Origin of the sequence: Snodgrassella sp. W8124, from assembly GCF_016100875.1 — a bacterium.
GTDB lineage: Bacteria > Pseudomonadota > Gammaproteobacteria > Burkholderiales > Neisseriaceae > Snodgrassella > Snodgrassella alvi.
This window is the reverse complement of sequence record NZ_JACFRP010000001.1, coordinates 454,471-480,747: the sequence shown is the minus strand read 5'-3', so window position 1 is coordinate 480,747 and position 26,277 is coordinate 454,471. Positions and strand designations below refer to the sequence as shown.

Genomic DNA, 26,277 nt, shown 5'->3' with positions numbered 1-26,277 from the left:
AATAACGACAATCTGTTTTTTTATGGATTAATAATCGTGCTTCCAGTTACCAGTTGCAGGCAAAAAAAAACACGCCACTTCACGCAAAAAGCGTGAGCTACGTGCTTGATTATGGCAGAGACATAATATCTGACACTGCCATGAAAGCAATGCATTTTAGCTAATCTTCTCTGCTTTGGCAATGCAGATATTACTAAATAAAAAAGAAAATTTTTATTAATTTGCTGAGCAGCCCGCCGGCTGCCCATTAGACCGACTGCAAATTTTACAACAATATTTTAGCGTACATGATAATTCGGTGCTTCTTTGGTGATTTGCACATCGTGTACATGTGACTCACTCATACCCGCTGCGGTAATTTCAACAAATTCTGCCTTATCATGCATATCATGAATGGTTTTACAGCCCAGATAGCCCATACTGGAGCGTAATCCGCCTACGAGCTGATGGATAATCTGGCTGATTGGTCCTTTATAAGGTACCCGTCCCTCAATGCCCTCCGGCACATATTTATCAGCGCTGGAGACATTATCCTGAAAATAACGGTCAGATGAACCCTGGCTCATGGCTCCCATTGAGCCCATACCGCGATAGGATTTATAAGAGCGTCCCTGATAAAGCTCGATTTCGCCCGGTGCTTCTTCAGTACCGGCGAACATACCGCCGAGCATTACCGCAGAGGCGCCGGCTGCCAGTGCTTTAGCCAGATCACCTGAAAAGCGTATACCACCGTCAGCAATCAGCGGCACGCCGGTACCGGCAAGTTCTGCAGCCACATTATGAATAGCGGTTAACTGCGGCACACCTACACCGGCTACTATACGGGTTGTACAGATTGAACCTGGCCCGATGCCGACTTTAACTGCATCCGCTCCGGCTGCAACCAGATCACGCGCAGCAGCGGCTGTTGCTATATTACCGCCAATGACATCTACATCCGGATAATGCTGTTTTACCCAGCGTACACGTTCTATTACACCCTGACTGTGTCCATGTGCTGTATCCACCACCAGCACATCTACTCCGGCCTGTACCAGTGCAGCTACTCGCTCGTCTGTGTCTTTTCCGACTCCTACTGCTGCACCTACTCTCAGCCGCCCTTCACTGTCTTTATTGGCATTAGGAAAAGCTGTGTTTTTTAATATGTCTTTTACCGTAATCAGACCTTTCAGCGCCCAGTCTTCATTCACTACCAGCACACGCTCAATTTTATGTGTATGCATTAATTCACGCGCATCATCAATACTGGTAGTTTCACTTACAGTAACCAGACGCTCACGCGGGGTCATAATGCTGGATACTTTTTGCTGCAGATTACGTTCAAAACGTAAATCCCGGTTAGTGACCAGACCAACAACTTTACCATTTTCCAGCACCGGTAAGCTGGAAGCTTTGTATTTACGCCCAGGACCAATTAAATCGCTAATCAGCGTATCAGGCGTAATGGTTACCGGATCCTTGACCACACCACTTTCATATCGTTTAACATTGGCTACGGCCCGTGCCTGCCGTTCAACACTCATGTTTTTGTGAATAATGCCAATACCGCCTTCCTGAGCCATGGAAATAGCCAGCTTAGCCTCAGTAACCGTATCCATCGCCGCTGAAACCAGGGGTAAATTCAGATTAATCCGGCGGGTAAGCGGAGTTTTTAGAATAACGTCGCGCGGTAGTACTTCAGAATGAGCAGGTACGAGTAGCACGTCGTCAAAAGTGTAAGCTTTTTCGACTATACGCATTTTAGGGCTTCTTTTTAGAGGATGAGAAGAAATTCAGATAAGGGAATTGGCGGGTAATTTTAACAAATATACGACACACTCGCAAAATATACTTTTACATAAACCGGTCAATTGGCAAACATTGGTTTTTTTTATCGTATAATAGTCAAAACATATATTTTCAAACCCAAGGAAAAGTAAACATGCGTCACAAAATACTGAAAATGTCACTGGCAATGGTACTGATGGGCAGCACATTAATAGCAGGTGCTGTGGAGGTATATACATGGCGTGATAACAAAGGCGTAAATGAATACTCAGACACCCCAGTAAATCTTTCACCTGCTAAAACTCAGCGTTTTAATGTGCGCACACAGGTTGCCACGCCTGTGGCAGCACCTCAGCCTAATGCTGAAGCCAGTTCTGATTCAATAACAGAACAGCAGGCAAAACTTAACCGTAAAATTGAAGAACATAACAAGCTGACAGATGAGCGGAACAAAAAAATTGAAGAACAAAACAAGAAAAACCGTGAAGCCGCCTGCAAAACTTCGAAGATGAACCGCCAAATGGCTGACAGTCTGCGCACCAATAATCGCGATGCGCTGATTAAACGTTATGATGAAGACGTACAACTGAATTGTAAATAAACTTTTACTCTTGACTATTTTACTCCTTATCCATAAGTTGTTTACGCAGCTTATGGACTTTTTTATGGCTGCATACATAGTTGTTAACCAGATATACCATTACTATGACCAATACCACAGCCACATCATCCAGCAATACTGACAGTAAATTTGATATAGCCCTGTTTCTTAAAAATCTGCCTTTAGTGCCGGGGGTATACCGCATGCTCGATGCAAATGATAAAGTATTATATGTGGGCAAAGCAGTGAATCTGAAACGTCGTGTCAGCAGCTACTTTCAGAAAACCAATTTATCGCCCCGGATTCAGCTTATGGTGAAACAAGTGGCGCGAATTGAAATTACAGCCACTCATTCAGAAACAGAAGCATTGATTCTGGAAAATAACTTTATCAAGGCATTATCGCCGAAATACAATATTCTGTTCCGGGATGATAAAAGCTATCCTTATCTGATGCTGAGTGGGCATCAGTTCCCGCAAATGGCGTATTACCGTGGCAATCTGAAAAAAAATAACCAGTATTTCGGTCCTTATCCTAATGGCTATGCGGTACGTAATAGCATCCAGACATTACAGAAAGTATTCAGACTGCGTACTTGTGAAGATAGTGTATTTGAACATCGCGACCGTGCCTGCCTGCTTTACCAGATTAAGCGTTGTTCTGGGCCATGTACAGGGCATATCACAGTTGAAGATTATCAGAGCAGTGTTAAAGCTGCGATCAGCTTTCTGGACGGAAAAACCAGTGAACTGACTGCTTCTTTGCATACCAAAATGCAACATGCTGCTGAACAGCTGGATTTTGAAACGGCAGCACAGGTGCGAGATCAAATTCAGGCACTGGGACTAATGCAATCTCAGCAATTTATCGACAGCAAACAGGCTCGTCACAATGACATTGATATCCTTGCGTTGGCTGAAGAAAATGATATTGTATGTATTCACTGGGTTAGCATTCGCGGCGGCCGGCATGTCGGGGATAAAAACTTTTTTCCAGATACCCGCTACCGTGTTACTGAAAAACTCAATCACTATGGAGAGGCATTTGTTGCACAACACTATCTGGGTAAAAATAAGCCGGATATAATCATCAGTAATTTTCAACTGCCCAAAAGTCTGTGTGAAGCACTGAATAACGAAAACGGTAAACAGATTCAGTTTATTCATAAAACTGTAGGTGAGCGGCGCGTATGGCTGAATATGGCGGAACGCAATGCACATATGGCGATTGAACAGCATCGTTTACAGCAGCATAGCCAGCAACACAGGATTGAAGCGCTGGCTCAACTGCTTGATATGGATGCAGAAAATCTCAACCGGATTGAATGTTTTGATATCAGCCATACTCAGGGCGAGGCCACTATTGCTTCATGTGTAGTATATGAAGATGAAGCCATGCAGCCTGCTAAATATCGTCGTTATAATATTACAACCGCAAAGGCCGGTGATGATTATGCCGCCATGCGCGAAGTATTAACCCGTCGCTACGGACGACTGGCAGATAATGATGACAGTATCGGTGCGTGGCCGGATCTGGTGCTCATAGACGGAGGCAAAGGTCAGGTGCATATGGCTCTGGATGTATGGCAAGAGCTGGGTATTCATATTCCGATAGTCGGCATTGCCAAAGGTCCGGAACGAAAAGCCGGTCTGGAAGAACTGATTATTCCGCATCAGCAGCGCAATATCCGGATAGAACCGCACAATCCTGCCCTGCATTTGTTACAAACTGTCCGGGATGAATCTCACCGTTTTGCTATTACCGGCCATCGGCAGAAACGTGCCAAAGCAAGAGTCACTTCTTCACTCAACGACATACCGGGTATTGGCAGCAAGAGGCGTCAGGCACTATTAACCCGTTTTGGGGGGTTACGCGGCGTAGTTGCTGCCAGTGTGCACGATTTGAGTCAGACGGAAGGTATTAGCCTTGCTCTGGCCGAAAAGATATATGATGCATTACATTAACACAAATATATCAATATGATTATTATCAGATTTATTAATATTACCAAAAAACAATAATGGAAGATTCAGAAATTTTATTTACAATACTGAATATACAATTTTGGAATGCCTGAAACATTGCTGCCTGTGTTAAATATCATCTTTAGATAATACCGGGTATTTTCAGAAATTTGTCAAAACAATATTTATCTCTTCATCAGACTACATACTGATGAATGGAAACCAGAAATACCGTATATCATTAATAATTTACAATAATAGCACCAGCTTACAGGCAGTGTACAGAAGACAGAAAATCTTTAATCAGAATCCAGCTAAAATATTTGTTTTTCTTTACATTAAAAAGAATACATAAATATAATTATCTTTGAATTTATTAAAGGATATAATAAAATGACAGAAATAGTTCAAATTTCTTTGCATAAAAAATTATCTAGAAATTTTTTAATATTATTTGTCAGTTATTTCATATTTATACTGTGTTCAGTTGGAGCACTCTTATTTTATTTTTATGATGAATGTGAACGATCAGGCGCAAGTTTCTTTTTAGGTTTAATAGCACTGATTAATTTTTTTGTTTTTTTATTTTCTATAGTTATTAAAGCTTTAAAAGCAATTTTTTCCCGGACTGAAAATAAACAATCACTTTCATTTAACTTTTTACTAATCAATTTTACACTATTTCTTATTACCTTTTTTATCAGTATTTTGGGTTATAGATTATTAAGTATCTATTATAATCAAACAGATATTGTTTTAATTAATATTCTCTGCTGTTCTTTTTGTATCTTTATCTGTTTTTTAATTTTATTTTTCGCCAAAATAATCAAATGGCTTTTCTTACGTTCAGCTTAATGATAAAAATTTTAACTAATTAATTCCGGAAAAAAGCAGATGAACTTCACTCAATACTTACTGCAAAATAAATATGATGACTTGTATCGTTATATATTTAATTAAGAATCAATATACTTATTCCGTGTTCAATTATTTATAACATCAGCACCAAATGCAGCATTTTAATCAGAAATGTAATAGCCCGAGCCAGAATTAATTTTTAAACAGTCATTCATAATATACAAACAGCTAGTGATAAATCTGAATATTTTAATGAGTTCAGCAGCAGAGAATATTATTTTCCAGTTGCTGTAATTTAAGGTAATTATGATAACTGACCCATCAATATAATGATAATTGTATACATGATTTAAATCAAACCACAACATTTAAATATATTTAATTTAAAAAGATTTATATATAATAAAATAATTTTTATTTACAATAAAATTTAAATATGATTCAGCATTACTTAAATCGCAGAAAATTGATCAGATTTTTAATTAGCTATTTAATATTTACAATAGTTTTTTTCATTATACTCGAACTCCCTAGCGGTTTTAGAGATATTAATGAATTTTTTACACGAGAGTCAGTTTTGGGTCTGATGGAAATAACTTTCATTCTCTTTTTATACTTCTTTTTTTTGTTCAAAACGACTAAAACTATTTTCATTCGCAACAGCAAAAATCAATCATCTTCTTTTAAATCTTTATTTTTTAAATTAGCACTTAACATTGGTTTAATTTTGCTATTTCACTTTGTTGTTTATTTATTAGGTATCGACAGAGATTTAGCGTACACTATTTATGGTTTAATGATATATTTCATTTTATATTGCTGGGCAGTCAGTTTTTTTATACTAATAAATATAAAAATCATAAAATATTTTTTACGGGCAGAAAAAAATGTTCAGATTTCTTCTTATAGACTTGTATCCGAAGATTTATTTATGTTTTTAACTAGTTACTCATTAGTTATAATCTGCATGATTGGATTTTACTATTCTATTGGTGATTATACTTACCAATTCAAGCTTTTGCTTGGAATCGGAAAATTAAACTTAATTCTGCTCGGAATTAATTTTTTAACTTTTATATTGATTATATCTGTTTCTACTATTAAACCTGTAAAATATATTTTTTTTAATATTGAAAATAGTGAATCCTTTTCATTTATTTCTTTACTTAGCAGCTCCGGATTATCTCTGATAAACTGCCTCTTTTTGTTTTTTATTAACGGTATATTATTTTTTATAGAATCTTCACAACTTATACAACTTGTTTTCATTTCAGGTGAAATTTTCTGCTTGTGTATCTTTATTCGTTTTTTTATTTTACTTCTCGCTAAAATAATTCAATTATCTTTCTCTTTCTTAACCGGGATAAGAGATTTTAAATAAATTAATACAGAATAAATAACAAAATATTTATATCTTTATAATAATTAAAAATTTTCATTTAAAATATTATAATTAAACTATTATTTTCATGAATAAAGTATTGCTTAATAAAAAATAAACTATATAATTTATTTACCTAACTTCTTTAGCTTAGGTTATTAATTTAAATTATAAAAAATCTTAAAAGCATATAAAAGGAGAAAATAATATGTATAATATTGACTACAATAGCTATCGCTCTATAAACGGTTTTAATCAGCGCGTACGTTTTTTAATATTGCATTATACTGCTGAAAATTTTGCTGATTCGATCAAATCACTCACCGGTCCAAATACGAGTATTCATTATCTGATTCCAGATGAAGCAGAAGCAAGCTATCAGGCAGCCGGCTTTAAAGAGCTGCGTATTTTTAATCTGGTGGCAGAAACAGACCGGGCTTGGCATGCAGGTATCAGTAGCTGGCAAGGTCGTAGTAATCTGAATGATACTTCCATAGGTATAGAAGTTGTTAATCTGGCTACCGATAATAACGGTATATTTACTTTTCCATCCTATGGAGTAAATCAGATTAAAGCGCTCAAACAACTAGCTCTGAATATTCTCCAACGTTATCCGGACATTACGCCAACTCATGTTATTGGCCATTCAGATATCGCACCACAACGCAAAAGTGATCCGGGTGCGGCCTTTCCATGGAAAGAACTGTACAAAGCAGGAATTGGCGCCTGGTTTGATACAAAAACCAAATTAAATTATCTAATCCAATTCACAAAGCAAGGGATACCTGATAATGCAACCATTTTAAAACAATTAAATCGTTATGGTTACGATATCACCGGTGCTGACGCTGATGCTGAACAATTCAACAAACTGATACGTGCTTTTCAACTGCATTTCCGTCCGACAGACTATAGCGGAAGAGTGGATTGCGAAACGGTTGCTATCTTATACGCTTTAATTGAAAAATATTTTCCGGAGGCATAAAACTCTCTTACTTAAAAGAAATAGATATTAAGCAGTTTGAACAAGCCACGAACATAGGTACAAAGTCCGTGGCTTGTTCAGATAAATGATAAATAAGCTGATAATTTATCCGCAGCGGATAGCAATTGCTTATAAACGGGTTACTGAGAGTACACCTTTAACATCGCTCAGGTGGCTAAGCACCCGGGGTAAATCATTTACCTGTTGTACTTCAACAGTAAATCGCAACTGAGCTTCCATATCACGTGATAAAGTCTGTACCGCAGTAACATTAAGCCGGTTGCGTGCCAGTGTTTCAGAAATATCGCGTAATAATCCACTGCGGTCTCTGGCACGAATTTCGATATCAATAGCAAAAACCTGCCCGGCTGAATCACTTGCCCAGGATGCAGGTAATACTTTATCCGGAGAAATCTGAGCCAGATATTGAAACGAAGAACAATTGCTGCGGTGGATTGAGATACCACGTTCCCGTGTTACAAAACCAATAATTTTGTCTCCGAATGCCGGTTTACAGCATTTAGCCAGTGTCGTAAATAAACCAGCCTCACCATCAACGAGAACACCACCAAAATTTTTCTTAATTTTACTGCGTTTGACTAAATGGTTTTCTGTTACCGGTGCTTCCGGTTTTTCCAGTAAAGTATCGACTGCTTTCTGAATCATGCGGCCGGAAACTTCTCCATGCCCCATAGACAGATAAAAATCATCTGCACTGGAAAATCCCAGAGCTTCAGCCAGCTTATGAATATTTGGCTGTACCTGCATTTTTACTAACTGTTTTTCCAGCGCAGCACGTCCTGATTCCCGTATGGATTCACCGTTCTGCTGCCGGATAAACGCACGAATCTTACTAATGGCTTTATTACTTTTCACCCAGCCATCATGCAGCCAGTTAACCGATGGTTTACCTTCGCGTGCAGTAATAATTTCAACCCGCTGACCATTCTCCAATGGTGTGGATAACGGGACAATTTGCCCGTCTACTTTGGCACCGCGACAACGGTTACCAATATCTGTATGTAATGCGTAGGCAAAATCAATCGGTGTGGCACCTGCCGGTAAAGAGAATACCTTGCCATGCGGAGACAGAACATAAATAGTGTCGTTAAACAGTTCTGTCTGGAAAGCACGTGACAGATCTTCACGGCTACTATCGTTTTCGGCGATATTTTCGCGCCAGTCGAGCAACTGACGTAACCATGCGATTTTATGTTCATAGGCTTCATTACCCTTGCCACCCTCTTTATAGCGCCAGTGCGCGGCCACTCCAAACTCTGCATAACGATGCATATCAAAAGTTCGAATCTGGATTTCCACGCCTTTGTCTTCAGGTCCGACGACAACAGTATGCAGACTTTGATAATCATTGGGTTTAGGATGAGCAATATAATCATCAAATTCACCCGGTATAGGCTGCCATAAGCTGTGCACGATCCCCAGAGTGGCATAACAGTCTGCTACTGTATCCACCAGAATGCGTACTGCCCGTATATCATACAAACCATCAAAGCTCAGTTTCTTTTTTACCATTTTACGGTAAATGGAATAGATATGCTTTGGTCGTCCGGCCACTTCAAAATGCATATTCAGGCGGCTCAGTTGCTGTCTGAGGGTATCAACAAAATGTTCAATATAGTCCAGACGCTCAGTACGCTTTTCATCCAGCAGACGGGCAATTTTCTTATATTCATCCGGATTCTGATAACGAAAACTTAAATCCTCAAGCTGCCATTTCAGCTGCCATACACCCAGACGATTTGCCAGAGGGGCAAAAACTGTCATGGTTTCTTTAGCTACGTCTTTTTTTAATTTTTCGTCGGTGACTTTACTCAGGTAGCTCATGGTCTGGGCGCGCATAGCCAGTTTAATCAGTACGACCCGGATATCCGATACCATCGCCAGTAACATCTGTCGCATTGCTTCAGCCTGCTGCTGCCGTTCCTCCTGTGTAGCCAGAGGGCTGATGCTGACAAAATAAGTAAGCTTCTGTACCTGATACAAACCTGCAACCAGCTGCATTACACTGTCACCACATTCTTCTTTGACAATATTTTTCCAGTCAGTGACATAATTGGGCAGACAGCTCAGCATTGTGGCGGCAACAGCATCGGCCATCAAATCCATATCTGCTACCGATTTAGCAGCAGCCATTAAATTGATATACAGATCTTCACCGGCAAAGGTTACCGCGTCTTTCGGATAGCTGTTATTTACCAAACTCTGGGCATGCCGGAGCATTACTCCCATCGCTGCTGGTAAGGTGGCAATATAATCATCTAACCAGACACACGGTAAGCATGGATTGGTGACAAGAGCTTGATCAGGCGTGCTAACCATGTTATCAACCTGTTGATTTGTGTAAATTATGGCGACCATTTTACCAAAACAGACCATTTTATGCTTCATATTAGGCTGTAGAAAAACAGGAATAGTGCTATTATGCGCAACTTTCGCATACACTATATGCAAATAACTTCGCTCGTCCCGCGTTTATAGCTTTCGCATATAGTCTTTATTTTTAAAGGATTTATAATGCAGACTCATCCCGAAGTCATAGGTGTTGACGCGCTGGCCGAAAAAATTCGCAAAATTCCGAACTGGCCGCAGGAAGGAATTTTATTTCACGACATTACTCCGGTATTACAAAGCCCGCAGTACTTCCGTCTGCTGGTAGATTTAATGGTTTACCGGTATATGGATCAGAAAATTGATGTTGTGGCCGGTCTGGATGCACGCGGTTTTATTATCGGTGCTGCTCTTGCCTATCAACTGAATGTCGGTTTTGTACCCATCCGTAAAAAAGGCAAGCTTCCTTTTACTACTATTGCGGAAAGTTACGAACTGGAATACGGACATGCAACCATCGAAATGCACACTGATGCGGTAAAACCGGGCACTCGTGTGCTGCTGGTAGATGATCTGGTTGCCACCGGAGGTACGATGAATGCCGGTGTAAAACTGATTCGTAAACTGGGTGCTGAAGTAGTAGAAGCAGCTGCCATTATCGAATTTACAGACCTGCCTGGCGGCAAAAAAATTCGAGATGAAGGAGTACCATTATTTACGCTGTACCAGAATTCCGGTTCTGTTGAGCAATAAAATCCTTCTGGTTGAACTTTTACCTGATAAATAAAAAAGCAGAGCAAAACGCTCTGCTTTTTTATACAAAAATATACTTATTTAATTAATATCCAGTACCGGCATGGTTTTTATCAGCTCATCCACAGCTTTAACCTGAGCAAGAAATGGTTCGAGCAAATCCAATGGTAAAGCGCTGGGACCATCGCAACGTGCCTTATCCGGATCAGGATGTGATTCAAGAAATAAACCGGCCAGCCGGGTAGCCATACCGGCTAATGCCAGATCCAGTACCTGACTGCGACGCCCGCCTGAAGCGGCGGCATCAGCCTGACGTTGCTGCAATGCATGGGTTACATCAAAAATAACCGGCAAATCAGCACAAACTTTTTTCATCACCCCAAAACCCAGCATATCAACTACCAGATTATCATAACCAAAGCTGCTGCCACGCTCACATAGAATAAGCTGCTGATTGCCGGCTTCATAAAACTTTTCAACAATATTCTTCATCTGGTGCGGGCTTAGGAACTGAGGTTTTTTGATATTAATTACTTTACCGGTTTGTGCCAGTGCCACCACTAAATCAGTCTGACGGGCTAAAAACGCCGGCAACTGCAATACATCGGCAACCTCTGCTACCGGTGCAGCCTGATAGGGTTCATGTACATCGGTAATTACCGGCACACCGAATTCCTGTTTAACCGCAGCAAAAATTTTCATTCCCTCTTCCAGCCCTACTCCGCGATAAGAATGAATGGAAGAGCGGTTGGCTTTATCGAATGAGGCCTTAAAAACCAGCGGAATGCCCAGTTTACGGGTAACCTCTGCATAATGTGCACATGTGCGCATTGTTAAATCCAGATTTTCCAGTACATTCAGACCACCAAACAGTACAAACGGTAAATGGTTGGCTACTTCAATATTGCCTACATGAATAATTCCGGCCACAATTAATCCTCAGTAAATTCGGGTGAATGGATAACACAATCCATATTAACCTAAATCATTTATTCTACAAAAATGTCAGACATTCGTCCAAGTCAGTAAACAGCTTTGATGATTTAACATTTCACTAAACCTGTTATCATGACTTTAAATTTGTTTGTACATTAATATAGAATATCTGTGTCATTCAAGGCATAGGATGAAATTTCAGTTTCACGCTACAATAGCAGACATAAACAGACTGCAAAAACTGACATATGTTTTAACTTTCTGAAACAGGACTGATTTTGGTATATTTCACGCAGAAGCGCTTGCAATGGCTGTTTTTAAGTATGTTACTGTCGTCCATTACCTCCATGGTGTGGGCTGTGAGCCTGCCAGTAGACAGTGATGATACTGATGATGATATTCCGCCACCCAAAACCGGCCTGCTGCACAGATTACTGCACGGGCAGGAATCTGAGGAAAAAAAACAGCCTCAGACACCAAAAAGCCCTCGAGTTCCTGTAACCATAGATATTAACAATTCATCCTTAAAAAAACTGATTAATGATCATCTGCCTCTGATTACTCAGCAATTGATTGAAGATCTGGATGATGAGCAGCTCAGTTTTCTGGCAGAAGAAGCACCTCAGCAAACGCAAACCATGCTGGAAACTCAGGGATACTTCAATGCTGAAGTTAATCTGGAGAAACAAAGTAATAGTTACATTATCCATATAAAGCCCGGTCCGCTGACCCGTATTGAAAATGTCGACGTTTCTCTGATTGGTGACGTAACCAGTGATGATAATCTAACCAACTATTACAAAACTGCTATTGATAACTGGGCGCTGCCTGTAGGTGACCCGTTTACTCAGAGTAACTGGTCTGCAAGTAAATCTTCTGTTCTCAGCGCTATTGTGCGCAAAAAATACCCGCTGGCAACCATTAACGCCAGCCGTGCGGCTATTGATCCGCAAAAAAATAAGGCAGAACTGTCTCTCACAATTGACAGTAAGCAGCCTGTATACTTTGGTGATATTCACGTTAGCGGAAATGAACGATATCCTGTTTCAATCGTCACCGGTATGGCCGGTTTTGCTTCCGGCTCTCCCTATGATCTGGACAAACTTCTGGACTATCAGCAGGCACTGGAACAGGACAGCCATTATGGTAATGCCGTAGTCAGTGCAGATTTTGACCATATGGAAAATAATCAGGTGCCGGTTCTGGTGAAAGTCAGTGAAATGCGCCGCCAGAAGCTGACCTTTGGTTTACGTTATGACACCAAAAACGGTCCGGGTTTTCGCGGTGGGTATGACCACTATAATGTTTTTCATAAAGGGTTTGTCGGCTCAACCTTGCTGGATACAGACCGCTATGAAACTACTTTCGGTTTAGGTCTGAGCCAGCCGCGTGACAATCGCGGTCACTACTGGACCAGCAATCTTAACTATACATACTCTACTGTCCAGCATCTGGAAAGCCGCGCCTTATCCAGCGGGATGTGGAAGGTTCGAGACCGTGACGGAATTGATTCGCGGATCGGGATTGAATACGTTACTGAAAGCAGCAAAATTGAAAATGGACCTGATCTCGGACACAGCTATGCCACTATGGTGACAGCTTCATGGAAGCGGCAGAACATAGAAACCCAGCTGCGACCGGCTAATGGTTATTATCTGGAAGGTAAGGTAGGTACCACTCTGGGTAAACTGATATCATCAGCATCCATGCAAAGAGTTACAGCTAGTGGCGGCTACTATTTCACCCCTGAAAATAAAAAACACGGAACATGGTTTTTACGCAGCCAGATTGGCTATGTACATACCGGTGATGCTGTAAACGTACCTTCTGTGCTGATGTTCCGTGCCGGTGGCGCCAATAGCGTACGTGGTTATGAAATAGACAGTATTGGTATTAAAAGCTCACATAATTCAGTGTTACCTAACCGTACGCTGGCTGTAGCCAGTGTTGAATACCAGATTCCAGTGTATAAAGATTTTTCTCTGGCGCTTTTTCATGATGCCGGTTCGGTATCGAAAAACTTCAGCGACATGCAATGGCGTCATGGCAGCGGATTCGGAGTACGCTGGTTTAATCCGGTTGCCCCGTTTGCCTTTGATATAGCCTATGGCCATCATGATGCAAAATGGCGCTGGTCTATCAGTTTGGGAACTAAATTCTAATGGCTGAAACCACTATCAACTCAGGCGAAACACCAGTTCCCGCCACGCCGCCTTCCGTACCCCCGCATAAACCACGCTGGAAATCATGGCTGAAAACCAGTCTGTATTCTCTGCTGGCTTTATTTATTATTATTGTGGCACTATTATGCTGGCTGATTGGTACCGAATCCGGACTGCGTTTTGGTGTACATACTGTCCCGAAATGGTTTGGTGTGCACATCCAGACAAAAAATCTGACCGGCACTATCTGGCGCGGGTTTTCCGGCACAGATATTCACGTCAGCCATCGCGATTTTGATTTATCCATAGATAAAGTACGTCTTGACTGGAATAATCGTGAATTATGGCGACGTCGCTTCCACGTACGGCTGCTCGATGTTGGTAAAATTAATTATACAGACCATAGTGTACCCAAACCCAAGCCCGTTCCTACCCTACCCAACAGCATCAGTCTGCCATTACAAGTTATTATTGATAACATTCAGCTTGGTGGATTCACACTGGGTAAAAAAGAAACGCCAGTTTTGCTTGCCAGCCAGGCCAGCTACACTTTTGACTATCACAAACATCAGCTTATTCTCAGTGAACTGAATACACCATGGCAGAACATTCACGGCAATGCAGCCATTACCACTCAGACACCCTTTATACTGAGCGGACAATTGAACGGAAGCGGCACCCTTGATAAAACTGCGGTTGAAAGTGCTGCACTCATCAAAGGCAGTCTGCAACAGCCAGATATATTTGCCCGTCTGGACGGCGGAAATATTCATTTCCGTACCCATGCCATCATCAGACCGTATGCACTGCAACTCAATCATAAAATCATCAGCCTGAATCTTCAAAGCCGCCATATTAATCCGGCTGCTTTTAATGCAAACCTGCCATTTGCCGATCTGAATCTCAATTTAGATCTGGCACCCGTAAACAACGGCAAAGGTCAGCTTGCCGGACATATTAAGCTTGGGAATGAACAGCCACTGGCCTACAACGATGCCAAACATGGCGGTTTACCTGTACGCAGTATTGAAGGTGACATTAACATCGATAATAACGGCAAACTCATCTTACCGGCATTAACCACACGCCTGCTTCAGCAGGGACAAATCATCACCCGCGGAAATATCGATAGTGCATCCAGACAACTCGATATCAACAGCCAATTATTACGTATTTACGCCAGCGATGCTCTCGCTACACCACTACCCGGTTCACTTAATGGTCATATTCGTGTATCCGGTAGTTTCAACGGCCTGATTACCCAATGGCTTCTGTCCAGTGAAAAAGGCAACAGCGAAGGTTCGATTCAGATTATTACTGATGAACAGAAACATCAGCAAACCCTGATACTCGATAAACTGAACATCACCCCAAATGGCGGCGGCAGCTTTAATGCCAAAGGCAGTCTGGCACTGTATCAGAATAAAGCAATCCAGCTGGCCATCAACAGCAACAATTTTAATCCCGCCAAAGTTAATTCAGATTTTCCGGCAGGCAGTATCAACGGACATATCAACGTTAACGGACAATTGGGACAACAACCTGCCATTCAGGCAGACATGCTCTGGCATAACAGCATTCTTTCCGGCGCACCTCTTTCAGGCAAAGCCGTCATCCGCTATCGCAATCAGCATCTGGAACAGGCCAATATTAACCTCAATGCCGGCCCGAACCGGATAGTTACCAATGGCAGTTTTGGTAAAAAAGGTGACAAGCTCAATCTTGATATCAATGCACCCAATCTGGGATTATTCGGATTAGGTATGAAAGGTTTGCTCAGCACCAAAGGTTTTATCGCCGGAGAACCCAAAAAAATTACAGCAAATCTTACTGGTGCGGCACGCAACCTGCAAATTGCTCAACTACTTAACATTAATCAGCTGGATTTTAAACTTGTTGGTTCACCTGATATTAATCAGCCATTACTGGTTAACCTGAATGCAGATCATATCAGCATCGCCGGCAGCACCAGCGAAAAACCCACGATCATTAACAGTACCGACATCAAAATCAATGGCCGCGGCAGCCAGCATCAGCTTCAGGGTAGCAGTAATCTGACTCTGGATAGCAAAGCTTACCATTTTAATCTCAGTGCGCATGGTGGTCTGGACCAGCATTATCAGTGGCGCGGGCGAGTTAATGCTCTGGATATAAGTGGCGCACTTAATTTGAAACTGCTCAATCCTATTCAGCTTGAGGCCGGAACCGAGCATGTCAGCATGCAAAATGCACGCTGGGCTGCATTGAACGGTAACTTAACTCTGAATAATCTGAACTGGGATAAAAATAAAGGTCTGATTACCCGTGGTTCAGCCAGCAATCTGGCTTTGCACGAATTACACAACGTCATAGAATTACCCGTTGAGCAAAACCTTATCATTGGTGGTGACTGGAACTTCAGTTACAGTCGCCACATGCAGGGCTATCTGAAACTATACCAGCAGGGCGGTGACATTACCCTGCCACAGCATCAGCAGAAACTTGGCTTACAAAATGTACGTCTGGATGCACAATTCCAGAACGGTCATATCAATAATCATCTGAGTGGTATTACCCGTTATGGAACTACAGATGCCACACTGGTTATTACTCCTGACAATAACGGCAAAGTCAGTACTGCCCCCATCAGCGGACGTATAAAACTTGATAGCCCTGATCTGAGCACTATTCGCAATCTTCTACCCATTGGTATGCAGCTTAAGGGCAATATGCATGCCGAAGCCGGCATCAGCGGACATCTGAATGAACCTCTGCTTAATGGTACGCTTACCGGTAATAACCTTTACTACCGAGATCAGGCCAACGGTACTATTCTTGAAAACGGCAACCTTAAAAGCCACTTTCAGGGACGGCGCTGGTTAATTGACAATCTTAGTTTTGCGCGCCGTGACGGAACTATTAAACTCAGTGGCGTAGTAGATATGACCAAACTCACTCCAGATATTAACGTTACTGCCCACTTTGACCATTACAATATATTTGATCAGATAAACCGTCGCCTTACCATAAGCGGAAATACTCAGCTACTGTATACTATTGCACACGGAATTGTTCTGAACGGCAAACTAAAAGTCGATAAAGGTCTCTTTGGTATGCAAAAATCAGGAATGCCACAGTTAGATGACGATGTTGTCGTACTGGGTCGCGAAAAGACAGCAGAACAGCAACGTCCTACACCGATCCGGCTCAATCTTGATTTAGACATGAATGATGCTTTCCGTTTCAGTGCTGAAGGGATTGACGTTCTGCTTGGCGGTCAGCTTACTGCTACTGCCAATCCGGGCAGCACAGTTCAAATTGTAGGTACAGTAAACGTTGTCCGCGGACAATATAAAGCTTACGGACAGGATCTGGTTATTCAGCAAGGGAGTACCATTTCTTTCGTAGGTCCGATGGATAATCCCAATTTGAAAATACGTGCCAAACGCCGTTATTCACAGGTTGGTGCGGGTGTTGAAGCACTCGGACGGCTGGATAGCCCGCGTATTAATCTGATAGCCAATGAAGCCATGAGTGAAAAAGACAAACTATCGTGGCTGATACTCAATCGTCCCAGCAGCGGCAGCGCCGGTGACGAAGCCGCCATTGCAGCTGCGGCCAGTGCCTGGCTTGCCGGAGGCCTGAATGACAAGCTTGGTTTACTTGACGAAATCGGCCTTACCAGCCAGCAAACCCGAAATAGTCAGACTGGCGAAATGAATCCTGCAGAACAGGCCATCACAATCGGCAAACATCTGTCTAACAATCTTTATATCAGCTATCTGTATGGAATTGAAAGTGCGACCCAGACCGTCAGCATTACCTATCAGATTAGCCGTGCATTGCAAAGCATTGTGCGCGTAGGTACCGGATCGGCCGGAGGTGAAATCCGCTATACCCACCGTTTTGATTAAATCATCACTGATAAAAATGTTCAGAGTATACAACCGGCACATGGTTTAAAATACTCTGAACATTTTATATATTGCTTTAATTATAAAAATAAATAAATTATATTATTTAATTAATTTTATATGTAAATATTTGTTATAATAATTTTATTATGGAAAAAATAGAAAAAATACTCTTGTCAGTGGCTGCCATAGTTTTTAGCGTTTCGATTATAGGTTTAACTCTATCCGATGCGAAATTTATTTTCGGGCTTGCCAGACACGGAAAAGAAACATTAGCTACGGTAATAGATACCAAATCCCAAGACGAAGGACGTGGGATAGTCCTCCATATACTGACAATAGAATACACCGACAACTATAATAAAACCTATATCAAAAATGATATTAAAACCTATAAAAACTTAAATCCTGGCGATAAAATTACAATTATTTATAATAAATTTTCTCCTCAGGTAGCCGATATCAAAGGCAACCATAACCGTAAAAATAATTTTTCTGCAGAACTATTCGCCTCCTTTATGATTATCATTGCTGCAATTTATTATTATCAGGAATTTAAATTCAATCCAAATTATTGGAAATTTAAAAAAAGATATTAGTATCAGTTTTAGATAAAAAAATAGTGTATTGAATTTACTAACGAGAAACAATATCTTTTTTACTGAATAATTATTTCCTTTAAAGAAACAGAATGAACACATTACAAAATGTGTAGGTTTTTGGTTACCTAGTAGAGACAGAGCAGCTTTACTAATGAATACTGCAGAACAGGTCATCACAATCGACAAACATCTGTCTAATAATCTTTATATCTGTTATCTGTATGGAATTGAAAGTGCGACCCAGATCATCAGCATCATCTATCAGATTAGCCGTGCACTGCAAAGCATTGTGTTCATAGGTACCGGATCGGCTGGAGGTGAAATCCGCTATACCCGCCGTTTCGATTAAGTCATCACTGATAAAAATGTTCAGAGTTCACAATCGGTACATGGTTTAAAATACTCTGAACATTTTATATACTACTTGAATTGTAAAAATAAATAAATTATATTAGTACAATGAATTTTATATATAAATATCTGTTATTAGCTCCTTATTATGAAAAAAATAAACAAAATAATAATAATATCCTGCTATATCAGCTTTATAGTCCTTACCGCACTATATATGGCTGTAACTTTCTCCGATGCGAAAATTATTTTCGGACTTGCCAGACATGGGGAAGAAACATTAGCTACGATAGTAACTAGCGAATCCTATGTCTATAGAAATCGTGAATATTATTTAGTAACAGCCGAATTTACTGATAAATATAATAAAACTTATATTACAAATACTATCAAAACCGAAAATAGCTTGAAGCCTGGCGATAAAATTACAATTATTTATAATAAATTTTCTCCTCAAGTTGCCGATCGCAAAGACAACAGTTTGCGCAAAAAGAAATTTAATATAAATTTATATATTTGCTTTATTTTTATTATTCTTACAATTCAAGGGTATCAGGAATTCAAATCCAGTCCAAATTTTTGGAGATCCAAAAGAAAATATAAGCATAAGCTTTAAGTAAAAATTTAATACAAAATAAATAATCTTTTTTCTAAAGATATTAGCTTATATTCTTGAAAAAAATCCAATCTATTCCAATTTAACTTTTATCAGACATAATTCCAGGTTTATAATAATTATTTCAGCAGATACATAAAAATTATTACTGACACCTGTGTCTACTGAAAATGCCAATTAAGTAACAATCTGCAATTATTTAAACCTATTTTCTGTCTTAAAACGACCAACAACAGTAAACCACTCAGCCCGCACAAACAGACCCGTCAGCAACAGAAAACTTCCTAATCATTCCAGCATATCAGCAACACCTATTATCGAAATGCTATTGATCCAGTCTCGTCAGTTATAAAAATCACCATGATCAGAATATTGTGCGCATAGGTACCGGATCAGCCAGAATGAAATTCGTTATATCCGCCGTTTTAATTAAGTCATCGCTGATAAAGATGTTCAGAGCACACAACCGGCACATGGTTTGAAACACTCTGAACATTCTATATATTGCTTGAATTGTAAAAATAAATAAATTATATTATTTAATTAATTTAATATGTAAATATTTATTATTATTCTTTATATTATGAGTAAAATAGAAAAAATCCTCTTGTTAGTGGTTGCCATATTTTTTAGCTTTAAGATTATAGGTACAACTTTATATGATGCAAAATTACTTTTCATACTTTCCAGTTACAGTGAAGAAACATTCGCTACGGTAATAGATTCCAAAGAATCTATCTTTTCCTCAAGAAAAACCGGGGAAGTCTATATACTGACAGTTATATATACCGACAAACACAATAAAACTTATATTACAAATATTCGTAGCGATTATCACTTATCTCCTGGTAATACAATTAAAATTATCTATAGTAAATTTTTTCCTAAAGTAGCAGATATCAAAGGCAATCATAGCCGTAAATTTGAGTTTTATTGTTATTTATTTTTATCTTTTATAATTATTATTACTGCAATTTATTATTATCGAAAATCTAAATCAACTCCGGATTATTGGAAATCTAAAAAAAGATATTAGCATCAGTTTTAAATAAAAAATTCAGTACAAAATAAATAATCTTTTTTCTAATGAAATTGGCATATATTCCTAAAAAATCCAATCCATTCCAATTAAACCTTTATAACTCTTATCAGACATAATTCCAGATTTATAATAATTATTTCAGCAGATACATAAAATTATCGCTAGCACCGGCATCTGCTTAAAATGCCATTTAAGTAACAATCTGCAATTATTGAAACCGATTTTCCGTCTTAAAAATGACCACCGCCGGCAACAGAAAACTTCCCAATCATTCCTGCATACCAGCAACACTTATTATCAAAAATAACACTATTGATCCATTCCCGTCAGTCATTGAAAATCGCCGCTATAAAAATTTTGCCGTGGCATGCTGTATGTATAAAAATGCTGTGACTATACGTAGTAACCCCAAAGCAAACTCAGCCTCCATAGTATGAATCTTATCTATCTCAAACATAGTAATTTCTGCCATTCACTCATAAAAACATGAAAATAGTGTATTGAATTTACTAAAAAGAAACGATATCATTTTTATTAAATAATTATTTCCTTTAAAGAAACAGAATGGACACATTACAAAGCATGTGGGTTTTCCGTTACGTAGTAGAGTTAGGCAGCTTCACTAAAGCTGCTGAATTTATGGATATTTCTACTGCGATGGCCAGTAAACACCTGCATCATCTGGAAAAAAACATTCAGGCTAAACTACTCAACCGTACCAGCCGTCGCATCAGCCTTACCGAAGCCGGACAGGAATACTATCATCGCTGTGTAGAAGCACTGGATACACTTACCGAAGCCAAACGTGTTGCACAGGCTGGTACGGTCAAACCGCAGGGCTTACTTAAAATTACCGCTCCTAACTGGTGTGCTTCACGCCAGTTTGGTGAAATTCTATCAGAATACCGGCAGCAATTTCCGGAAGTAAGTTTATCCATCAACCTGGACAGCCGGCGTACCGATCTGGTTGCAGAGGGTATCGATCTTGCTTTACGTGTCACCAATAACCCTGAACCCAATCTCATTGTTAAACCCATTACCTGCATTGATTTTTTATGGGTAGCCAGCCCGAAATATCTGCAAAAATACGGCATGCCGCATACAGTAGCAGACCTGAAACAGCATTATGGTCTGTTACCACAATACGTTCATCTTGATTTACCGCTTATTCCTGCCTGTACCAGTAACAGTGCTTTGCTAATACACAAGATGGCGCTTAATCATATGGGACTGGCATACTTGCCTGAATGGATGGTGAGAGAAGATATACAACAAAAACGTTTAGAAATCATCGAACACATCGCTTGTCCGGAAAGCCATACACTGTATGCAGCCTATATGAATCGTGAATTTCTCAGCGCTAAAGTGCGTAGTTTTATTGATTTTCTGGCAGAAAAATTTGAAACTTCTAAAAACCGCTAAAATCCAATAAAAAGTCTAAGGGGAGAACAGTATGCTCAGCCACGATAATGCCATCAGCTTTTTACAGCAATTATTTCGCTATACTATCGAAGAAGCTAGTCCGGTGAATAAAATGAGTAACTGGTTACCACAGACCAATCCATGCGGACGAGTGATAGTTGTCGGTGCAGGCAAAGCTGCTGCTGCCATGGCGGCTGAATGGGAAAGAATCTGGCCGCAAGACTATCCGCCATTATCCGGTGTCGTTGTTACCCGCTACGGACACACTACCCCTACAAAGCACATCAAAGTACTTGAAGCCAGTCATCCCCTGCCGGACACTGCCGGACAGGCTGCTGCTCAGGCCTTACTTAATGCTGTTAGCGGACTAAATCCGCACGATCAGGTATATTATCTCGTTTCCGGCGGTGCTTCCGCTCTGACCACACTGCCTGTTAGCAGCATTACACTGGCTGATAAGCAATATATTAATCGCCAGTTACTTAGTAATGGTGTTCCCATAGACGCCATGAATACACTGCGGAAACATCTTTCTCGCATCAAAGGCGGTCGACTGGCTGCCGCAGCAGCACCAGCACATATCACCACCCTGGCTATTTCAGATGTAGTTGGTGATGATATCAGTACCATAGGCTCTGGCGCAGGTGTGCCCGATCCTACCACCCTGGCTGATATTAAACGTATTGTTAATCAATACCAAATCGACCTCCCCGCAAGTGTTATCACCTATTTAAACAAAGCTGATGCAGAAACACCTAAAAATCTTCCAAACAGCAGTGCTCACATAATTATTAACCCTGATCAGGTATTTACTGCCGTGCAAAATTGGGCAATCAATCAGGAAGTTGAAGTACTGTATCTGGGAGACCGTATAGGTGGCGAAGCACGGGAGGTGGCTCAGGTGATGGCTGGAATCGCACTGTTTCAGCAAAACCGGCATCAACGCAGTAAACCTTTGCTGATTCTCAGCGGTGGAGAAACCACTGTTACCCTGAACCGGCAACAAGGACGCGGCGGTCGTAACACTGAATTTTTACTGGCACTGGCTATTGCTCTGAATGGAGCAAATAATATTTATGCACTGGCAGCCGATACAGATGGTATTGATGGCAGCGAAGATAATGCCGGAGCATGGCTAACACCTGATACATTACTCCGTGCTGAACAGGCCGGAATATCAGCACAAGACATGCTGAATAATCATAATGCATATAATTTTTTTAGCACAACCGGACAACTACTGGTGACAACCCCGACATTAACCAATATCAATGACTTTCGTGCGATCTTAGTGCTGTAAATTAAATAATAATAAAAACTAACCTGATAAATTGTTGTTAATAAATAATATATTTTTATCAGACATATAGTAGTTAATTGCTCTAAACTATACAGATTTACTCATTTCTGAATTTTTCCGCGCGCAAAATCTACTGCCATAGTGACAGCTGCTTTGGCTTGCGGACTATTTTTCCAGCAGCTGCTGCCAACCAGACTGGCTGCCTGCTCAGTGATATCCTGCGGGTTAGCACGGGCAAGCTTATCCAATGAATCAATACCCATCTGCTCCAGACGCATAATTACCTTTTCTCCTACCCCTTTTACAGTAAGCAAAGCCGCTTTTTCAGTTTCAGTAAATGCCATTTATTTCCCTCTTCTGAATATAATAATTTCAATATGATTTAAAATACTATAAATATCAGTTATACAGCAAACTGAAAAATAATCAGATTCAATCTTAAAATTGCCAGTTCTTATACTCATCCTGATAAAAGTATTCAGGCAATAAAATCAGTATTTAGCTTGTCCCTGTCTGATTCAGACCTGAAAAAAGCGAGTACTCAACTCGCTTTTTTACATAATATTCAGAACCATTGTCCGAAACGGCGAATATACCAGCGTTTCACTATCTGAGTCACAATACAGTAACAACCCAGTGTCAGTACCAGCCAGGGGAAATATTGCCATGGCAGCGGTACCAGCCCGATCCAGCTGCTAATCGGCGAAAACGGAATATAAATACCAATAGCCATAATTAACCCTGTCATCAGCAATACCGGTAAAGCAGCAGTACTTTGTACAAACGGTATTCTGCGGGTACGCAGCATATGTACTACCAGAGTCTGTGACAATAAACCTTCTACAAACCAGCCGGAATGAAACAGATTCTGCACTTCTGGCGCATTAGCATGGAACACAAACCACATCAGCGCAAAAGTACTGATATCAAATATAGAGGAAATAGGACCGATAAACAGCATAAAACGGCTGATATTGGATACATCCCATTTACGCGGTTTACGCAAAAATTCCTCATCCATTTTATCCCATGGCAGTGATAGCTGAGAAAAATCATACAGAAGATTCTGAATCAGTAACTGAATAGCCAGCATAGGCAGAAATGGCAGGAACGCACTGGCAAACAATACAGAAAACACATTGCCAAAATTAGAGCTGGCAGTCATATTCAGATATTTAATAATATTGCCAAAAGTTTCACGTCCTTTGATTACCCCCTCTTCCAATACCATCAGACTTTTTTCCAGCAAAATAATATCAGCCGATTCCTTGGCAATATCAGTAGCTGTATCTACAGAAATACCGACATCGGCATCGCGCAGAGCCGGAGCATCATTGATACCGTCACCAAGAAAACCAACTGTATGTTCGTTTTCCTGAAGCAGACGAATAATGCGTGATTTCTGTAATGGTGTAAGTTTGGCAAATACAGTGTGTTTTTCCAGCAGAGGTTTCAGTACCTCATCACTTAGAGCCTCAATTTCACTACCTAGTAAAGGCTGTCCGGCTTCAATTCCGACTTCATAACAAATCTTACGAGTAACAATCGCATTATCACCAGTTAAAACCTTAACAGCCACACCATTTTCACTCAGCGCAGCAATAGCCTGTGCAGCACTGTCTTTCGGCGGATCTAGAAAAGTCAGAAAGCCGCACAGAGTAAGCTCAGTTTCATCAGCAACAGCATATTGTGCTTTCTGAGCTTCAGTACTAATGTATTTTTTACCAATCGCCAGCACCCGGAAGCCTTCCTTATTATAGCTTTCAGCTAAAGCCAGCAATTGTTCCCGCCGCGCTGCATCTAATGGCAGATATTCTCCGTGCTCATAAACACAGCTGGAAATAGACAGCATTTCTTCCACTGCGCCCTTACAAATCAGCACATGGCGCTGTTCTTCATCCTGTAAAACCACAGATAAACGCCGGCGAATAAAATCAAACGGTAATTCATCAATTTTATGATAGCCGCCATCGCTGATACCTGCCCTGTTTTCAGGCTCCTGTGCAAAACGCACAATGGCTTTATCCATTAGATTTTTCATACCGCTCTGATAGGAACTGTTTAACCAGGCCAGTTGCAAAACTTCACTATCATTATTGCCATGAATATTCGTGTAATGCTCAAGAATAATTTTATCCTGGGTTAATGTACCGGTTTTGTCTGTACATAAAATATCCATTGAACCGAAATTCTGAATAGCACTCAGGCGTTTTACCACTACCTTACGCCGTGCCATGGCCATAGCACCTTTAGCCAGATTGGCACTGACAATCATTGGCAGCATCTCAGGAGTCAGCCCGACAGCAACAGCAAGTGCAAACAGAGCAGCATCACCCCAGTCTCCCTTAGTGAAGCCATTAATCAGCAACACCACCGGTACCAGAACCAGCATAAAACGAATCAGCAAATGACTAACACTGTTTACACCGCGATCAAACGCAGTCTGGCTGCGTGTACCGACAATTGATTTGGCCAGAGAGCCAAAATAGGTATCATTTCCTGTTGCCACAACCACGGCTTTAGCCGTACCACTGACAATATTAGTACCCATGAAGCAGATATTTTCTGCATCCAGCGGATCAGCTGATAATGGCTGCTCTTCAATAGCAAGCGTGCTATTCATACCAAGAGTATCAGATTTCTCTACCGGAATAGACTCACCGGTCAGTACAGCCTGACTGATAAACAAGTCACGTGATTCAATCAGACGCACATCAGCCGGTACCATATCGCCGGCAGATAACAAAATAATATCTCCCGGTACCACTTCTTTAATCGGTACTTCAAGCTGTTCTGCATTGATATCTCTATGGCTGCGGCGCACTACTGTAGCAGTGGTGCTGATCATAGATTTCAGCGCCTGTGCAGCCTTATTGGAACGATATTCCTGCCAGAAACTGAGTACACCACTGAGCAGAACCATTACCAGAATTATTGTAATACCGCTCACACTGGTTTCTTCACCATTATGCAAAGGAATCAGATAATCAGTGAAAAAGCTTACTAAAGCCAGCGCCAGTAAAACAAAAATAAACGGATTTTTAAAGGCTAGTAATAATTGCAGCCAGACTGATGGTGCTTTATCGTGCACTACATCGTTATTGCCAAAACTGATCAGTCTTTCTTTAACATCCTGCTCAGTCAGACCATTTAAACTGGTCTGTAAATTAGACAGTGTACGGTCAAGACTGTTGCGAGACTCCAGCACAGCCTTGATTACCACTGGTTGGGAAATGATTTTTTTGAATTTTTTCATAAACAGTACCTCACCGACCATGATATTTCCCGGTCGGCA

Annotated in this window: 18 protein-coding genes; 12 read left to right on the top strand and 6 right to left on the bottom strand. The window is 40.6% G+C overall.

Annotated elements, in window-relative coordinates; all coding sequences use genetic code 11:
• Positions 1–278 precede the first annotated feature (278 nt).
• The gene (guaB, locus tag H3U73_RS02100) at positions 279–1,739 is read right to left on the bottom strand and encodes an IMP dehydrogenase (protein WP_198189958.1); all 1,461 of its coding nucleotides are present in this window, start codon (positions 1,737–1,739) and stop codon (positions 279–281) included.
• A gap of 182 nt (positions 1,740–1,921) precedes the next feature.
• Here guaB and H3U73_RS02095 point away from each other — a divergent pair, with 182 nt between their 5' ends.
• From H3U73_RS02095 to H3U73_RS02085, 3 genes are all read left to right on the top strand, one after another.
• Complete coding sequence (locus tag H3U73_RS02095) at positions 1,922–2,368, top strand: DUF4124 domain-containing protein (protein WP_078474736.1); 447 nt, start codon at positions 1,922–1,924, stop codon at positions 2,366–2,368.
• Positions 2,369–2,472: 104 nt separating this feature from the next.
• On the top strand, positions 2,473–4,332 hold the full coding sequence (gene uvrC / locus H3U73_RS02090; protein WP_198189957.1) for an excinuclease ABC subunit UvrC: 1,860 nt from the start codon (positions 2,473–2,475) through the stop codon (positions 4,330–4,332).
• A gap of 2,447 nt (positions 4,333–6,779) precedes the next feature.
• On the top strand, positions 6,780–7,556 hold the full coding sequence (locus tag H3U73_RS02085) for an N-acetylmuramoyl-L-alanine amidase (protein WP_198189956.1): 777 nt from the start codon (positions 6,780–6,782) through the stop codon (positions 7,554–7,556).
• A gap of 129 nt (positions 7,557–7,685) precedes the next feature.
• On the opposite strand, the gene H3U73_RS02080 is transcribed toward H3U73_RS02085, so the two are convergent.
• On the bottom strand, positions 7,686–9,896 hold the full coding sequence (locus tag H3U73_RS02080; protein ID WP_084586664.1) for a bifunctional (p)ppGpp synthetase/guanosine-3',5'-bis(diphosphate) 3'-pyrophosphohydrolase: 2,211 nt from the start codon (positions 9,894–9,896) through the stop codon (positions 7,686–7,688).
• Between the two features lie 195 nt (positions 9,897–10,091).
• Here H3U73_RS02080 and H3U73_RS02075 point away from each other — a divergent pair, with 195 nt between their 5' ends.
• Positions 10,092–10,658 (top strand): adenine phosphoribosyltransferase, encoded by a 567-nt coding sequence (locus H3U73_RS02075; RefSeq protein WP_025331077.1) that lies wholly within the window; start codon positions 10,092–10,094, stop codon positions 10,656–10,658.
• A gap of 81 nt (positions 10,659–10,739) precedes the next feature.
• On the opposite strand, the gene kdsA is transcribed toward H3U73_RS02075, so the two are convergent.
• Positions 10,740–11,579, bottom strand: coding sequence for a 3-deoxy-8-phosphooctulonate synthase (gene kdsA / locus H3U73_RS02070; RefSeq protein WP_198190325.1), 840 nt, complete (start codon positions 11,577–11,579; stop codon positions 10,740–10,742).
• Positions 11,580–11,872: 293 nt separating this feature from the next.
• Here kdsA and H3U73_RS02065 point away from each other — a divergent pair, with 293 nt between their 5' ends.
• From H3U73_RS02065 to H3U73_RS02045, 5 genes are all read left to right on the top strand, one after another.
• Entirely contained in the window at positions 11,873–13,756 is a 1,884-nt protein-coding gene (locus tag H3U73_RS02065; protein WP_198189955.1) for an autotransporter assembly complex family protein, read from the top strand.
• Positions 13,756–17,649: a translocation/assembly module TamB domain-containing protein gene (locus H3U73_RS02060; protein ID WP_198189954.1), complete on the top strand. Its 3,894-nt coding sequence runs from the start codon at positions 13,756–13,758 to the stop codon at positions 17,647–17,649. Before H3U73_RS02065 ends, H3U73_RS02060 begins: the two co-directional genes overlap by 1 nt.
• A gap of 149 nt (positions 17,650–17,798) precedes the next feature.
• Entirely contained in the window at positions 17,799–18,248 is a 450-nt protein-coding gene (locus tag H3U73_RS02055; RefSeq protein ID WP_198189953.1) for a DUF3592 domain-containing protein, read from the top strand.
• A 154-nt stretch (positions 18,249–18,402) separates the two neighbouring features.
• Complete coding sequence (locus H3U73_RS02050; protein ID WP_198189952.1) at positions 18,403–18,600, top strand: hypothetical protein; 198 nt, start codon at positions 18,403–18,405, stop codon at positions 18,598–18,600.
• Between the two features lie 150 nt (positions 18,601–18,750).
• Positions 18,751–19,218 carry a DUF3592 domain-containing protein gene (locus tag H3U73_RS02045; protein WP_037394511.1) on the top strand — a complete coding sequence of 156 codons (468 nt, stop codon included), beginning with the start codon at positions 18,751–18,753 and terminating at the stop codon, positions 19,216–19,218.
• 364 nt (positions 19,219–19,582) lie between these two features.
• Here H3U73_RS02045 and H3U73_RS10730 read toward each other — a convergent pair whose 3' ends face one another.
• The gene (locus tag H3U73_RS10730; protein ID WP_255516546.1) at positions 19,583–19,714 is read right to left on the bottom strand and encodes a hypothetical protein; all 132 of its coding nucleotides are present in this window, start codon (positions 19,712–19,714) and stop codon (positions 19,583–19,585) included.
• Between the two features lie 87 nt (positions 19,715–19,801).
• Between H3U73_RS10730 and H3U73_RS02040 the strand changes: the two genes are divergently transcribed.
• From H3U73_RS02040 to H3U73_RS02030, 3 genes are all read left to right on the top strand, one after another.
• Complete coding sequence (locus tag H3U73_RS02040) at positions 19,802–20,254, top strand: hypothetical protein (protein WP_198189951.1); 453 nt, start codon at positions 19,802–19,804, stop codon at positions 20,252–20,254.
• A 570-nt stretch (positions 20,255–20,824) separates the two neighbouring features.
• Positions 20,825–21,682 (top strand): LysR family transcriptional regulator, encoded by an 858-nt coding sequence (locus H3U73_RS02035; RefSeq protein ID WP_198189950.1) that lies wholly within the window; start codon positions 20,825–20,827, stop codon positions 21,680–21,682.
• Positions 21,683–21,713: 31 nt separating this feature from the next.
• Positions 21,714–22,982 carry a glycerate kinase gene (locus H3U73_RS02030; RefSeq protein ID WP_198189949.1) on the top strand — a complete coding sequence of 423 codons (1,269 nt, stop codon included), beginning with the start codon at positions 21,714–21,716 and terminating at the stop codon, positions 22,980–22,982.
• 101 nt (positions 22,983–23,083) lie between these two features.
• On the opposite strand, the gene H3U73_RS02025 is transcribed toward H3U73_RS02030, so the two are convergent.
• Together H3U73_RS02025 and mgtA are read right to left on the bottom strand one after the other, a co-directional pair.
• Positions 23,084–23,326 carry a helix-hairpin-helix domain-containing protein gene (locus tag H3U73_RS02025; protein ID WP_198189948.1) on the bottom strand — a complete coding sequence of 81 codons (243 nt, stop codon included), beginning with the start codon at positions 23,324–23,326 and terminating at the stop codon, positions 23,084–23,086.
• Between the two features lie 221 nt (positions 23,327–23,547).
• Positions 23,548–26,238 carry a magnesium-translocating P-type ATPase gene (mgtA, locus tag H3U73_RS02020; protein WP_232336189.1) on the bottom strand — a complete coding sequence of 897 codons (2,691 nt, stop codon included), beginning with the start codon at positions 26,236–26,238 and terminating at the stop codon, positions 23,548–23,550.
• Positions 26,239–26,277 lie beyond the last annotated feature (39 nt).

What these genes read in the sequence shown, in the direction of transcription:
- guaB (WP_198189958.1), bottom strand. Translation starts at nt 1,739, where the DNA reads ATGCGTATAGTCGAAAAAGCTTACACTTTTGACGACGTGCTACTCGTA.
- H3U73_RS02095 (WP_078474736.1), top strand. Translation starts at nt 1,922, where the DNA reads ATGCGTCACAAAATACTGAAAATGTCACTGGCAATGGTACTGATGGGC.
- uvrC (WP_198189957.1), top strand. Translation starts at nt 2,473, where the DNA reads ATGACCAATACCACAGCCACATCATCCAGCAATACTGACAGTAAATTT.
- H3U73_RS02085 (WP_198189956.1), top strand. Translation starts at nt 6,780, where the DNA reads ATGTATAATATTGACTACAATAGCTATCGCTCTATAAACGGTTTTAAT.
- H3U73_RS02080 (WP_084586664.1), bottom strand. Translation starts at nt 9,896, where the DNA reads ATGGTTAGCACGCCTGATCAAGCTCTTGTCACCAATCCATGCTTACCG.
- H3U73_RS02075 (WP_025331077.1), top strand. Translation starts at nt 10,092, where the DNA reads ATGCAGACTCATCCCGAAGTCATAGGTGTTGACGCGCTGGCCGAAAAA.
- H3U73_RS02060 (WP_198189954.1), top strand. Translation starts at nt 13,756, where the DNA reads ATGGCTGAAACCACTATCAACTCAGGCGAAACACCAGTTCCCGCCACG.
- H3U73_RS02055 (WP_198189953.1), top strand. Translation starts at nt 17,799, where the DNA reads ATGGAAAAAATAGAAAAAATACTCTTGTCAGTGGCTGCCATAGTTTTT.
- H3U73_RS02050 (WP_198189952.1), top strand. Translation starts at nt 18,403, where the DNA reads ATGAATACTGCAGAACAGGTCATCACAATCGACAAACATCTGTCTAAT.
- H3U73_RS02045 (WP_037394511.1), top strand. Translation starts at nt 18,751, where the DNA reads ATGAAAAAAATAAACAAAATAATAATAATATCCTGCTATATCAGCTTT.
- H3U73_RS10730 (WP_255516546.1), bottom strand. Translation starts at nt 19,714, where the DNA reads ATGTTCAGAGTGTTTCAAACCATGTGCCGGTTGTGTGCTCTGAACATC.
- H3U73_RS02040 (WP_198189951.1), top strand. Translation starts at nt 19,802, where the DNA reads ATGAGTAAAATAGAAAAAATCCTCTTGTTAGTGGTTGCCATATTTTTT.
- H3U73_RS02035 (WP_198189950.1), top strand. Translation starts at nt 20,825, where the DNA reads ATGGACACATTACAAAGCATGTGGGTTTTCCGTTACGTAGTAGAGTTA.
- H3U73_RS02030 (WP_198189949.1), top strand. Translation starts at nt 21,714, where the DNA reads ATGCTCAGCCACGATAATGCCATCAGCTTTTTACAGCAATTATTTCGC.
- H3U73_RS02025 (WP_198189948.1), bottom strand. Translation starts at nt 23,326, where the DNA reads ATGGCATTTACTGAAACTGAAAAAGCGGCTTTGCTTACTGTAAAAGGG.
- mgtA (WP_232336189.1), bottom strand. Translation starts at nt 26,238, where the DNA reads ATGAAAAAATTCAAAAAAATCATTTCCCAACCAGTGGTAATCAAGGCT.